General features: G+C 68.3%; 13 protein-coding genes and 1 tRNA gene. 8 read left to right on the forward strand and 6 right to left on the reverse strand.

Annotated features, from left to right (window positions below):
• The first annotated feature begins 35 nt into the window (after positions 1-35).
• From AAEX60_RS02705 to AAEX60_RS02715, 3 genes are read left to right on the forward strand one after another with little or no spacing between them, the layout of a single operon-like run.
• Positions 36-821: a LamB/YcsF family protein gene (locus AAEX60_RS02705; protein ID WP_342101020.1), complete on the forward strand. Its 786-nt coding sequence runs from the start codon at positions 36-38 to the stop codon at positions 819-821.
• A complete protein-coding gene (locus AAEX60_RS02710; protein ID WP_342101022.1) occupies positions 818-1,459 on the forward strand; it encodes a 5-oxoprolinase subunit B family protein in 642 nt (213 codons plus the stop codon). Before AAEX60_RS02705 ends, AAEX60_RS02710 begins: the two co-directional genes overlap by 4 nt.
• Entirely contained in the window at positions 1,456-2,340 is an 885-nt protein-coding gene (locus AAEX60_RS02715) for a 5-oxoprolinase subunit C family protein (RefSeq protein WP_342101025.1), read from the forward strand. The genes AAEX60_RS02710 and AAEX60_RS02715 overlap by 4 nt, the downstream gene beginning before the upstream one ends.
• A gap of 10 nt (positions 2,341-2,350) precedes the next feature.
• Here AAEX60_RS02715 and AAEX60_RS02720 read toward each other — a convergent pair whose 3' ends face one another.
• Together AAEX60_RS02720 and AAEX60_RS02725 are read right to left on the reverse strand one after the other, a co-directional pair.
• Complete coding sequence (locus AAEX60_RS02720) at positions 2,351-3,967, reverse strand: AMP-binding protein (RefSeq protein WP_342101026.1); 1,617 nt, start codon at positions 3,965-3,967, stop codon at positions 2,351-2,353.
• Between the two features lie 435 nt (positions 3,968-4,402).
• On the reverse strand, positions 4,403-4,942 hold the full coding sequence (locus AAEX60_RS02725; protein WP_342101027.1) for a hypothetical protein: 540 nt from the start codon (positions 4,940-4,942) through the stop codon (positions 4,403-4,405).
• On the opposite strand from AAEX60_RS02725, the gene AAEX60_RS02730 reads away from it, so the two are divergent.
• From AAEX60_RS02730 to AAEX60_RS02740, 3 genes are all read left to right on the forward strand, one after another.
• Positions 4,936-5,355, forward strand: coding sequence for a hypothetical protein (locus AAEX60_RS02730; RefSeq protein ID WP_342101028.1), 420 nt, complete (start codon positions 4,936-4,938; stop codon positions 5,353-5,355). The genes AAEX60_RS02725 and AAEX60_RS02730 overlap by 7 nt on opposite strands.
• 157 nt (positions 5,356-5,512) lie before the next feature.
• Positions 5,513-6,184, forward strand: coding sequence for a maleylpyruvate isomerase family mycothiol-dependent enzyme (locus AAEX60_RS02735; protein WP_342101029.1), 672 nt, complete (start codon positions 5,513-5,515; stop codon positions 6,182-6,184).
• A complete protein-coding gene (locus tag AAEX60_RS02740; RefSeq protein WP_342101033.1) occupies positions 6,139-6,471 on the forward strand; it encodes a TfoX/Sxy family protein in 333 nt (110 codons plus the stop codon). Before AAEX60_RS02735 ends, AAEX60_RS02740 begins: the two co-directional genes overlap by 46 nt.
• A gap of 62 nt (positions 6,472-6,533) precedes the next feature.
• On the opposite strand, the gene AAEX60_RS02745 is transcribed toward AAEX60_RS02740, so the two are convergent.
• Positions 6,534-7,238, reverse strand: a complete 705-nt coding sequence (locus AAEX60_RS02745) for an MOSC domain-containing protein (RefSeq protein ID WP_342101035.1) — start codon at positions 7,236-7,238, stop codon at positions 6,534-6,536.
• Between the two features lie 1,377 nt (positions 7,239-8,615).
• Positions 8,616-8,689: transfer RNA gene (locus AAEX60_RS02750), tRNA-Pro, on the reverse strand.
• A 191-nt stretch (positions 8,690-8,880) separates the two neighbouring features.
• Here AAEX60_RS02750 and AAEX60_RS02755 point away from each other — a divergent pair.
• Together AAEX60_RS02755 and AAEX60_RS02760 are read left to right on the forward strand one after the other, a co-directional pair.
• Entirely contained in the window at positions 8,881-10,608 is a 1,728-nt protein-coding gene (locus tag AAEX60_RS02755; protein WP_342101037.1) for a sodium:solute symporter family protein, read from the forward strand.
• A 10-nt stretch (positions 10,609-10,618) separates the two neighbouring features.
• Complete coding sequence (locus AAEX60_RS02760) at positions 10,619-10,864, forward strand: hypothetical protein (protein WP_342101039.1); 246 nt, start codon at positions 10,619-10,621, stop codon at positions 10,862-10,864.
• A 114-nt stretch (positions 10,865-10,978) separates the two neighbouring features.
• On the opposite strand, the gene der is transcribed toward AAEX60_RS02760, so the two are convergent.
• Positions 10,979-12,358, reverse strand: coding sequence for a ribosome biogenesis GTPase Der (der, locus tag AAEX60_RS02765; RefSeq protein ID WP_342101042.1), 1,380 nt, complete (start codon positions 12,356-12,358; stop codon positions 10,979-10,981).
• A gap of 10 nt (positions 12,359-12,368) precedes the next feature.
• Positions 12,369-13,061: a lysophospholipid acyltransferase family protein gene (locus AAEX60_RS02770; RefSeq protein WP_342101044.1), complete on the reverse strand. Its 693-nt coding sequence runs from the start codon at positions 13,059-13,061 to the stop codon at positions 12,369-12,371.
• Between the last annotated feature and the right edge of the window lies 1 nt (position 13,062).

The following is a 13,062-nucleotide window of genomic DNA, read 5'->3' on the forward strand; positions in this document are numbered from 1 at the left end:
GACAGCAGCGCGGATTGTTCAACACTGTTGGTCTCATGACCTCAGCCCCGCAACGCTCCATCGACCTCAATGCCGATCTCGGTGAGTCCTTCGGCGCCTGGCGGATGGGCGATGACCAGGCCCTGCTGGACGTGGTCAGCAGCGCCAACGTGGCGTGCGGCTTCCACGCCGGTGATCCCAGCGTCATGCTGCAGACCTGCCGGTTGGCCGCCGAGCGCGGGGTTGCCGTCGGGGCCCACGTCGCCTACCGGGACCTGGCGGGCTTTGGCCGCAGCTTTCTGGACCTGCCCCCCGCCCAGCTCCGCGATGAGGTGCTGTACCAGCTCGGTGCGCTGTCCACCATCGCACTGGCCGCCGGCACCACCGTCACCTACGTGAAGCCACACGGAGCCCTCTACAACACCATCGTGGCCCACGAGGCGCAGGCGACGGCAGTGGTGGACGCGCTGGAGATGTTCAGCAGCACCCGCCCCGAGCCGATCACGCTGCTCGGCCTGCCCGGGGCCGTGGTACTGGACCTGGCTGTCGCACGGGGCCTGCCCATCGCCCGGGAGGCCTTCGCAGACCGCGGCTACACCGCCCAGGGCACCCTGGTCTCGCGACGCGAGCCCGGCGCCGTCCTGCACGATGCGGCTGCGGTGGCCCAGCGGATGGTCCAACTGGTCACCACCGGGCGGATCACCGCCGTCGACGGCAGTGAGGTCACGGTCTCGGCCGACTCCATCTGCGTGCACGGGGACTCCCCCGGTGCGGTGGCGATGGCCGTCGAGGTGCGCAGGGCCCTGGCGGGGGCGGGGATCACCCTGCGGGCCTTCGCATGAGCACCACACCGGCCCCCCGCCTGCTCAGCGCCGGCGCCGATGCCGTGCTGGTGGAACTGGCCGACGCCGACCAGCGACGTCGCCTCCACCGCGTCCTGCTGGAGGAACCGCCCGCCGGCTTGGTGGAGCTGGTGCCGGCCGCGCGCACGGTGCTGCTCTCGGCCGCCGGCCCCGAACAACTCCAAGGGATCGTCGACCACGTCAACGCCCTGGTGCGGGCCGGGCTGCCCGCCACCACCCAGACGGCCAGTGAACCCACCACCATCGCGGTCCGTTACGACGGTGAGGACCTGGCCCAGGTGGCCGAGGTCGTGGGGGTCAGCGTGCGCGAGGTCGTCGCCCGACACACGGGGCAACTGTGGACGGTGGAGTTCGCGGGTTTCATGCCCGGTTTCGGCTACCTGAGTGGCGAACACGGGGGTCTGACGGTCCCGCGGCTCAGTTCGCCTCGCACGCGCATTCCCGCGGGCAGCGTCGCACTGGCCGACGAGTTCACCGGCATCTATCCGCAGGCCTCCCCCGGAGGGTGGCAACTGATCGGGAGCACCGACGCTCCCCTGTGGGATCCCGAGCGCACCCCACCGGCGTTGCTGGCCCCCGGCGCCCGGATCCGCTTCGTCGAGGAGGGCATGCGATGAGCCATCTCGCGGTGGAGTCCGCCGGCCTGCGCACCATGGTGCAGGATGCGGGAAGACCGGGTCTTGCGCACCTGGGGATCAGCGCCAGTGGCAGTTGGGACCGCGCCTCGCACACCTTGGCCAACCGTCTGGTCGGCAACCCACCCGAGGCGGCCGGGCTGGAGGTGCTGCTGGGCAACATCGCCCTGCGGCACCACGGCGCTCCCACCCTGGTGGCCGTGACCGGGGCCGAGTGCCCGCTGCGAGTGGACGGCCGCCCGGTGGCTCTGCGGTCCCCCGTCCTGCTGCTCGACGGCCAGTTGCTGGAGTTGGGCGCACCCGTGCGGGGGCTCCGCAGCTACCTGGCGGTGCGGGGTGGCCTGGATGGGGTCCCCGTCTTCGGCAGTCTGTCCAGCGATCCGACGCGTGGTCTGGGCCCGGCCGTCGTGCGGGTCGGCGACGAGTTGGTGGTGGGCAATGGTGAGCAACGCACCGTGGCCGGCACGGATCTGGGCGCGGCAACCCCGTCGGTGGGCGCGTGCTTGACGTTGCGCGCCGTCTGGGGTCCCCGGGAGGACTGGTTCACCCCGGCGGCACGCGAGTCCTTCACCGGTCAGGAGTGGCGGGTCACGGACCAGACGGACCGGGTGGGGTGTCGGCTGGACGGTCAGCCCCTGACCCGGCAGGCCACCGGCGAGCTGGCCAGCGAGGGAACCCGTCGCGGCGCCGTCCAGGTCCCCGCCAGTGGCCTGCCCGTGGTCTTCGGCCCGGACCACCCCACCACCGGCGGCTATCCGGTGATCGCGGTGGTCGACGGTGTGGACGCGGACCTGTTGTCGCAGGCCGCCCCGGGCCAGGCGGTGCGGTTCGAGGTGCGTCGCCACCGCCTGGTGCTCGGCTGAGCACAGCCGGTCAACAGACCGCCCGGGCCCGGGCCAATACCTGCGGCAATTCGCGACGCAGGATCTTGCCGGCGGCGGACAGCGGCAGTTCGTCGACGACGGTGGCGCCGCCGAGGTGCTTGTACTGGGCCACCTGCCGGTTGACCCAATGAACCACCGTTTCCGGCGTACTGGCCGGGTCCGCCCCCTCGCGCAGCACCAGCAGGGCGTGGGGTACCTGGTCCCCATTGGTCTGGCCGATCCCCAGCACGGCGGCCGCGACCACGTCGGGATGGGCCACCAGGTGGGCCTCCAGTTCCGCGGGTGGGATCTGGAAGCCGCGCCGCTTGATGAGTTCCTTGATCCGGTCCACGATGCGGGTGGTCCCCTCGTGGTCCACCTGCACCAGGTCACCGGTGTGGACATAACCGTCGGCATCCAGAGTTGCCTCGGTGGCGTCCTGTTCGTGGAGGTAGCCGAGCATGGCCTGCGGCCCGCGCACCCACAGTTCCCCCGGCGTGGACCAGTCTCCCGGTGGGGCCGCTTCCACGTCGCGCCCGGTGGCCGGATCCACCACGCGGAAGGTGGTGTTGGAGATGGCCTGGCCGATGGTGCCCAGCGGTAGGTCCGTCCGGTCGGGCGGCAGGACATGGGTGACCGGTGACAGTTCGGTCATGCCGTAGCCCTGCACGACGCGGGTGGACAGGCGTCGTTCCAGTTCCTCGCCGACGCCCTGGTCCAGCGGCGCCGCGCCACTGACCACAAGCCGCACCGAATCCCAGTCGATCGTCTCGATGGCCCGGTTGCGGGACAGGAAGGTGGCCACGGGCGGGACGATGAACAGGATGGTGGGCCGCCGGGTGGCGACGATGTCCAGGAAGAGGTGCGCCTGGAAGGCGCTCATGGTGTACAGCGGGAAACGGCGCCACAGACCGAAGTTCAGCGTCGTGCTCAGTGCGTAGATGTGGCTGAAGGGCAGGAAGGCGACGATGGAATTGTCGTCGCCCAGGTGACTCAACGCGGTGGAGAACTGCATCATGTTGGCCACCAGGTTGCGGTGGCTGAGCATGACGGCCTTGGGCAGCCCGGAGGTGCCGGAGGACACCGGGAGGCAGGCAACGCTGGTGGCCGGGTCCATCGAGATGGTGGGCGGTGCCGGGTCGTGGCGGAGCAACTCCTGCCAGGTAGTGGCCGGTTGCGGACTGTCCCCCACCACCACGAGGTGGTTGCCGGTGAGGCCGGCCGTGTCCAGGGCGTCCCGGACCGTGTCGGCCAGGTCTGCGCTGGTGATCACCAGCCGGGCCTGGGTGAGGGTGAGCTGCCGCGCCATCTCCTGCGGCGAGGCAGCGGTGTTGACGGGAGTGACGATGCAGCCGGCGCGCAGGATGCCGTGGAAGGCAACGGCGTGCTCCGGGCCGTTGGCCAGGGCGACAGCGCACACCTGCCCCGCTTGCAGCCCGTGGGCATGGATCCAGCTGGCCACCGAGTCCACCTGCTGCTTGAGCTGGCCGTAGGTGAGCACCTGGCCGGTCTCGGCGTGGTCGATCGCCACCCGCTGGGCATCCTCGGCGCTCATCGACGCGAAGATCAGCTCGTAGAGGGTGGCCCGGGGGATCTCGATGTCCGGCCACGGCCCTCGGTACTGCATGACTGCACCCTCTCGTCGACTGCTGGTCATCCTAGATCCGGGGTCTGCGCTGCCGCGCCTGCGGCGCGCTCACCGTCGACCCAGCATCCGTCACGACCGACGAGGAAATCGAGTTCTGGATCCAACCGGCGCTGCGGTGCCACGCTCATTAGGAGGGTCATCCATTCGGCGGCGGCGGACTCGAAACTCATCAAGAGGCCGAGAACTCGACCGGTTCGGCGACCTCGACCATCACGGGCCAAACTCCGTCATAGTCCGGGCGGGCCTCGTGCTACATCCGCACCGCCCGAGTCGGCATGTTCGTGTTGCCTGGCATGACTCCCACTTCCCAAGGTTCGGAGTCACCGGACATCCCGGGCGATTCACTCACGAACTCGCACATGACGAGCGCAGGGGTCCGAGCTGGACAGGACCAGAGGCTTCGGGTCACAGATTTCAACGCCCGTCTCTTCCAGACACTCTCGCCGCACAGCCACCCTCGCGACGAATGCGCCAGTGGCCCCACGCCGACGCGATGACCAGGGGCCCCCAGAGCAGGAGCGGCAGATAGCACCACACCATGACAACCAAGGGGCAGCCCTGGACATGACCTGCGTCCGGCCGCTTGCCGTGCGCGATGGCCGAGACCATGGAGATGTTGAAGATCCAGGTCACCGCAAGACCCCCGAGTGTGCCCAGGACGAGGGGCAACGCCGGCGGAACACGCCATCCGAACAAGCTGCGACCCCATGGCCGCACTAGCCCCACGGTCAGGAAGCCAGTCGCCAGCTGCACCACCGACAGGCCGATCACGTAGGCATACCCCAAACCCGGATTCCCCGCCAGCTCGAACGTCCGCAGGGAGGCAGTCCCCGGGACGAGGCCGACGATCATCAGAACCCGCCACAGCGCGGAGGGCACCACCACCGCGAATGCCCCATAGGCGCACAGCTGGAGCCAACTCGGCACAATTAAAGACTCATCTCTAGATGACATGGTCCAATGGTCGCAATAGGGTGATCGAATGGGCACACCCAGACCCCCGCGAAGCCCTGCGCGCTGCCACCGTGCACATCCCCCGCTACTGCCGCCAGAACCCCGTCGACGCCAAGTCCATGACCCTCTACCGCCTACCTGACCTGCTCGACCTCGTCCCCACCGAACGACGTGCCACCCTCGCCACCATCAATGACGACGTCGATCGTGCCCTTCACGACCTCGCCGCACGACGCTTCGGCGAGCACACACCCGAACGCTACCAACTGGCACTGGTGGCCACCCGTCAATGCCCCTACGGGATGGTCCGCCCACTCATCGGCGAGACCATCCCACCCCAACTCGACGCGATGTGTGTCGCAACGGCTGACGGCATCCTCGCCCTGGGCGACGCGGACCATGAGCCGAGCTGAGGGGCAGCCCGTACTGCCCGCCAGGGGGGCGGTCAGCTCCGGTACGAAGACAAGTGCCACCTCTGCTACGTGGTGGGCCCCGAGGCCTTGCTCGTCATGCTCTTGGAACCTATCGCCAGTGCCCCCGCTTCTCCGCGACACATGATTGAATGAGGCCATGGACCTGTTCTCGGCCATCGCCAGCGAGCGTCGATCCCTCGCCGACCTGCTCGAACCCCTCACCCCTGACCAGCAACAGGCCCAGAGCCTGTGCAGTGAGTGGACCGTCAAGCAGGTCGCCGCACACCTGGTCATGCCGATGGAGGTCGGCATGTTCGGCTTCATGACCGCGATGCTGCGTCACCGGGGCAACTTCGACGCGGCAAACGACGCCCTCGCCAAGAAGCAGGCACAGCGTCCCTTCCCCGAGATCGTCCAGATCCTGCGCGACAAGGCCGACCACCGCTTCACCCCGCCCGGACAAGGCCCCGAGGCACCGCTGACGGACGTCATCGTCCACGGCCTCGACATCACCACCCCGCTCGGGCTGAGCCACCCCATCCCCGACGAGCACCTCGTCGTGACCTGGGACTACCTCGCCGAACCGAGCCCGAAGGCACGTGCCGCCAGCCGACAACTGGATGGGTGCGTCTGGAGGCCGACGACCTCGACTGGAGCCACGGCGCCGGCTCCTTGGTCACCGGTTCGGCGCGGGCGATTCTGCTGGCCCTGGCGGGACGTGATGCCGGATGGGAGCAACTCACCGGCGCCCTGCCCCACCGTCCCGCATGAGGAGACCAGCCCATGCCCCACGACGAAACCCTCGCGTACCGTATCCGCGAGCTGCTGAACGACCAGCCCAGTCTCCGAGAGGTGAAGATGTTCGGCGGGCTGGCGTTCATGGTCGACGACCGGATGGTGGTCTGCGCCTCTGCGGGCGGTGGAGCGCTCCTCGTGCGTGTCTCACCCGAGGACGATCCCCAGCTCCTGAACAGACCCGGCGCCCGCCGCGGCGAGATGGGCAAGGGCCGCACCATGGGCGTCGGGTGGATCGCAGTCGACGCTGAGGCCATCGAAACCAACGAGGACCTGGAATTCTGGATCCATGCGGCTCTGCGGCATCACGCCACCCAGTAGGGACGGTCGCAAGCATCCGCAGACGACACAACGAGGGTGCTATCAGGAGGTGCTGCACCAGGTCATCGTGCACCCGATCCCCCGGCCAGCTTCACGCGCTCGCCCACGGTGATCGCCGCCGGGGTGACGACCCGGGCGTAGACGCCCAGGTTCATGTCACGCTCCCGTCCGAGGCGCTTCAACCAACCGGCCCCAGCTGGGGCACCGTCCTGCGGCACGTCGATCATCCGGCATCGCGGGATGCGTTCGGTGACGTGGAGGCACGCGATGCCGAAGGCCAGGTCGAGACCCACCCAGGCCTCCTCTGCGAACGGTTCACTGGTCTGCAGCACTACGTTGACACGCAGGCGGCGGGGGTCCGCGTCGATTCCCCACTCGCGGGCACACCAGTCGAAGGTTGCACTGCCCACCAGAGAGACGGGGCTCCCATCGTGGTGCGGGACCGAACCCTCGGGGCGCAGGGAGACGGGCGTGCCCATCCGCGCCGAGAGGTGCGCATCCAGCCCCGGATCTCCGGCCATCCAACTCTGCCCGTCACCGTCCACGTGAACGGTGAAGCCGTCGGTACGGGCCGAGAAGTCGAAGACCTCGTCGTGGCGGCGGAAGCGGCGCGAGTCCTTACCCGAAGCGAGGTGCCCCTCCTCGTCGACCACCGCAAACCATCGGTCGCCCGCCACACCCCGGTGGTCGAGTTGGACGAACCGGAGTTCCTCGCCGCCCATCGACTTGACGGGGTAGCGGCGGATGCGGGTGACGCGGAAGGGCATGGGACCAAACCTAGTGTCAAGCACCCGGAGTGTCCGGAGACGTGGTCAGCCCGCGGTGAGGAGCTTCGCGTGCTCAGGTCCGCTGGCAGTGTCTCGACGGTCATCCACCCCGCCGCCGACACCGAAGCCATAGAATCGTGGCCATGACTGCAGCCATCGACGTCGACCGCTTGGCCGAGGTATGCCAGCGCTACGGCATCGCGCGCCTCGTAGTCTTCGGATCGGTAGCCCGCGGCACCATCTGTCGCCGAGATTGGGAGTCCCAGCAGTGCAGCTTGTCCAGTCCTTTCGTGAGATGATCCCGCTTCGCTTTGCCGTCGCACTGGCATTCGGTGGCGTGACGGCCAGCATTGCCACGCACACCGCCGTTCTCACGCAGCGCCTGCCACACACCGCTGTCAGTGGGGGCCGGGTGACGGATCCAGCCACCGGCCGACGGGTCGCGGCTGCCAGCATCGCCAGCCTTCTGCCAATGATGGTCCTCGTGGCTCGCGGCGCCGGCTTCGCTGGGGAGGCCTCCCGGGCGGAGCGCGGGCTGCTTGGAGCCCTCGCCTTGACCACACTGGCCAGTACCCCGGCCCAAGCGCTGGGAACAGAGTTCGAACGGCGCTGGATGACGCCCACCGCTGCGGCATTGGCACTGGGCCTAGGACGGCTGGCGGTCACTGAGCCGAGGCCAGCGGTGCGGACGCAGCGGACGAGGCGGCAGCCACGACCGCAGCCCTGACCGCCTGCCCCACAGCGACCCCATCGGGAGCGATGCCTTCAACCAGGGCCGGGTAGTGCCTCTACCGCCTACCGGACCTGCTCGACCTCGTCCCCACCGAACGACGAGCCACCCTCGCCACCATCAACGACGACGTCGACCGTGCACTGCACGACCTCGTCGCACGGCGCTTCGGCAAGGACACGCCCGAGCGCTACCAGCTCGCACTCGTGGCCACCCGCCAATGCCCCTACGGAATGATCCGCCCACTCATCGGCGAAAACATCCCGCCCGAACTCGACGCCATGTGCGTCGCAGCGGACGACGGCATCCTCGCCCCTGGGCCAGGACCAGTACCGGCGCTGCTGGTGCACGGGACCGGAGAACCAGACCGGCTCTCACACGAATTCGCAGCGGCGTCCGCGGCGCTTGCGTTCGCAGGTGGCGTCGCGCCCGAGGAGTGCATGAGCGCCTGCCTGAACATCTCACTGACGGGCGATGCCGCTGGGGAAACACGCGCAAGGAACCTAGGAGAAACGCCTAGTCACTTAGGGGGAACGCAGGTGCCACATGCAGGCTTGAAGGGAGCTCTGTAAAGTCGATAGGGCACGTATAGGGCACGAAGAAGGGGCCCGCCAGAGCCAACTCGCTCTGACAAGCCCCTTCGGACGTCGGGCTGACAGGATTTGAACCTGCGACCCCTTGACCCCCAGTCAAGTGCGCTACCAAGCTGCGCTACAGCCCGTCCAGATCGCCACGGCGACCCGAGGAAGAACACTACCGGAACTGCGTCGACGGCGCCAATTGGCTGGCCGCAAGCGACGGCAGCACCTCATTCCCGTCCAGCACGGAGCCCAGATCGCAGCACCCCACGATGTGGTCGTACCATTTACGGGCCGCGCACAGCCGGCGAGACTCACATCGAAAGGTACAGCGATGCTGCTGGAAACACTGATCGACGCGAAGGCCGTCGACTACCTGATCCTGGTGGTCTACTTCGCCTTCGTTCTGGGCGTGGGGTGGCTGGCCAAGCGCCAGGTTGCCGACGCCGCTGACTACTTCCAGTCGGGACGTTCCCTGCCCGCCTGGGTGACCGGTCTCGCCTTCGTCTCCGCCAACCTCGGTGCGGTGGAGATCATGGGCATGTCCGCCACCGCCGCCCAGATCGGCATCCCGACGGTGCACTACTTCTGGATCGGCGCCGTGCCCGCCATGGTCTTCCTGGGCGTTGTCATGATGCCCTTCTACTACGGCTCCAAGGTGCGCTCGGTCCCCGAGTTCATGCTGCGCCGCTTCGGCCCCGGAGCGCACCTGGTCAACGCCATCTCCTTCGCCCTGGCCCAGCTGCTGATCGCCGGCATCAACCTGTACCTGCTCGGCTCCATCGTCCACGCCCTGCTCGGCTGGCCGATGTGGGTGGCGCTGGTCGTCGCCGCCGCCGTCGTACTCGCCTACATCACGCTGGGTGGCCTGAGCGCCGCCATCTACAACGAGGTCCTCCAGTTCTTCATCATCATCGCCTCGCTGCTCCCCCTGGTCCTGCTGGGTCTGCACCGCGTCGGCGGATGGAAGGGCCTGACCGCCAAGATCACCTCCGACGCCGCTGCGGCACCGGCCGCCGCCAAGGTCCCCGAGGCCGGCCAGCAGCTCAACTCCTGGCCCGGCAACGCCCTGTCCGGATTCACCGGTGACACCCTGAGCGTGATCGGCATCGTCTTCGGCCTCGGCTTCGTGCTCTCCTTCGGCTACTGGACCACCAACTTCGTCGAGGTGCAGCGCGCCATGGCCTCGGAGTCCATCTCCGCCGCCCGCAAGACCCCGATCATCGGTTCCTTCCCCAAGATGCTGGTTCCCGCTGTCACCATCCTCCCCGGCATGCTCGCCGCCGTGCTGGTGCCCGAGATCGCCCAGCTCAAGGCCGGCGGACATCCCGCCGGTGGAGCCGCCGGAACCGGCGTCACCTACAACGACTCACTACTGCTGCTGATGCGTGACCTCCTGCCCAATGGCCTGCTCGGTCTGGCCATCACCGGTCTGCTGGCCGCCTTCATGGCCGGCATGGCCGCCAACGTGTCCGCCTTCAACACCGTCTTCAGCGTGGACATCTGGGGCACCTACATCAAGAAGGACCGCAGCGACGACTACTACGTGGGCGTCGGCCGCATCGCCACCGCCATCGCCGTCGTCACCGCCATCTTCACCGCGATGATCGCTGGCCACTTCAGCAACATCATGGACTACCTGCAGACGCTGTTCGGCTTCTTCAACGCTCCCCTGTTCGCCACCTTCATCCTCGGGATGTTCTGGCGGCGCAGCACCCCGACGGCCGGTTGGGTGGGCCTGGTCACCGGCACGTTGTCCGCCATCCTGGTGTGGCTGGGTGGCAATCCCGACGTCGGCCTCAACTGGTACTCGCTGCCCGGCCAGGGACTGGCCTTCGTCGCGGCCAGCGCCGGATTCGTGATGGACCTCCTGGCAAGCGTCGTCGTCAGCCTGTTCACCACCCCGAAGCCCCGCGAGGAATTGCGCGGCTTCGTCTACTCGGAGACCCCGAAGGCGGACCTGGTGGACGCCGACGAGGCCGGCCGCCCCTGGTACCACCGCACCATCCCACTGGCCTGCCTCGCGATGGCGATGGTCATCATCCTGAACTGCATCTTCTGAGGAGCTGAGCATGAACACCACACCATCCACCCGCACGATCAAGCCGCTGGACATCCGCGCCCTGATCGGTGCCATGCTGGCGATCATCGGTCTGATCCTCACCGCGATGGGCCTGTTCGCGGACCCCGAACTGCACAAGACCGGTGGGATCAATGCCAACCTGATGGCTGGTCTGGTTCTGCTCGTCGTCGGAGCGCTGTTCCTTGTCAGGGCGAAGATGAGCCCGCTCAAGCTGCGCCAGAAGCACGTCGACTGAGAACCAAGCCGGCCGGGCATGCCAGTGGCCGCCACCCTCGGGGTGGCGGCCACTGGCTTCGAGCGGCTCAGCCAGCGCATGGACGCTGTCCAGCCGTCGCCGAGAGGCGGCTTGCTACTTCTTGCCGCGCTTCTCCCGCGCCCGCACCTCGACGTGCACCGGCGACCCGACAAAACCGAAGTCCTCGCGCAGCCGTCGCTCCACGAAGCGCTGGTAACCCTGGTCCAGCAGGCCGGAGGTGAACAGCACGAAGGTGGGCGGGCAGTTCTGCGCCTGGGTGCCGAACAGGATCCGGGGCTGCTTGCCGCCGCGCAGTGGGTGCGGGTGCGCTGCGGCCACCCGGCCCAGGAAGGCGTTCAGCTTGCCGGTGGAGATCCGGGTCTCCCAGCCCTCCAGCGCCTCCTCGATCGCCTTGCTCAACTTGTCCACATTGCGCCCGGTCAGGGCGGAGATGTTCACCGTCGGGGCCCACTTGAAGGCCACCAGGTCCCGCTCGATCTCCCGGTCCAGGTAGCGGCGGCGCTCCTCGTCGGTGAGGTCCCACTTGTTGAAGGCGATCACCAGCGCCTTGCCGGTGTCCTCCACATTGGACAGGATCCGCAGGTCCTGCTCGGTCAGCGGCTCGCTGGCGTCGATCACCACGACGCACACCTCCGCCCGCTCGATCGCACCCTGGGTGCGCAGCGACGCGTAGTACTCGTGGCCGCTGGCCTCCTTGACCCGCTTACGAATACCGGCGGTGTCGATCAACCGGTACAGCTGGCCACCCACCTCGCACAGCTCGTCGACGGGATCCACGGTGGTGCCGGACATGTCACTGACCACGGCACGCTGCTGACCGGACAGCTTGTTCAGCAGGGAGGACTTGCCCACATTGGGCTTGCCGACGATCGCCACCCGGCGCGGCCCGCCGACCTGCTCGTAGCTCTCCTTCGGGGCCTCGGGCAACACCTCCAGCACGGCGTCCAACAGGTCGCCAGTGCCGCGACCGTGGAAGGCGGAGATGGCCCACGGCTGGCCCAGGCCCAGGTTCCACATGGACGCGGCCTCGGCCTCGGTGCGCTGGTCATCCACCTTGTTGGCGGCCAGCACGACGGGCTTCTTGCTGCGGCGCAACACCTGCACCACGGCCTCGTCCTCGTCGGTGGTGCCCACCTGGGCGTCAACCACGAACAGCACGGCGTCGGCGGCGCTGATCGCCAGCTCGGCCTGGTCGGCGATCTGCTGGGCCAGCCCGCGGGCGTCGCTCACCCAGCCACCGGTGTCCACCACCACGAATTCGCGGCCATTCCAGTTGGCGTCGTAGCTGACCCGGTCCCGGGTGACACCCGGCGTGTCCTGGACGACGGCGGCCCGTCGGCCCAGGATCCGGTTGACCAGGGTGGACTTGCCCACATTGGGGCGGCCGACCACGGCCAGCACGGGCTTGATGGTGTTCTGCTCGTCGACCTCGGCCTGGAAGGCGTCGAAGTCGTCGGTGGTGAAGTCAGTCATTGGGGGTCCTTCAGGGCAGTTCCAGGCCCACTTCGCGTTGGGCCTGCTGGACGTGCTGCGCACAGATGGTGCGCAACCGTTCGGTGAGGTCGGCGACCTCACCGGCTCTGCGCGGCCACTCCTGGGCCGGCACAGCAACTGGCTCACTGTACACGACGTGCACCGTCTGCCGCGGCCTCGGCAAGGAGCGCAGCCCGGTGCCGCCGACGGCGCTGCCCACCAGCGCCACCGGCACCACGGGTGCCCCGGTGACCATCGCCAGGTAGGCCGTGCCGCGCTTGAAGTGCGTGAAATCGCCCCGGCCGCGGTGACTCTCGGGGAAGATCACCAGCTTGCGATCGGCCTGGAGCACCTGCACGCAGCGCCGGATCGCCCGCGGGTCGGGATGCCACCGGTCAATCGGGATCTGGCCAATGCCGTCCAACACCGTGGCAAGCGGCTTGGAGCGCCACAGCTCCATCTTGGCCATCGCCTGCGAATCCCGGGACACGGCGACGGCCAGCGGCCCGTCGAGAATGCCGACATGGTTGAAGGCCAGGATCGCTCGCCCCTGCGGAATCCGCTCAGGGTGGTGGATCTCCACGCGCCACAATGCCTGGAAGGCGCCGCGTACCGGGGCGCGGAAGGCCTTCAGCAGCGGGGTGTGCAGCGTCGGCAGCACCGACAGGTCGGGGATCTGACGGGGGATGTCCAACTCCCCCATC

This window comes from Luteococcus sp. H101 (assembly GCF_038433155.1).
Taxonomy (GTDB): domain Bacteria; phylum Actinomycetota; class Actinomycetes; order Propionibacteriales; family Propionibacteriaceae; genus Luteococcus.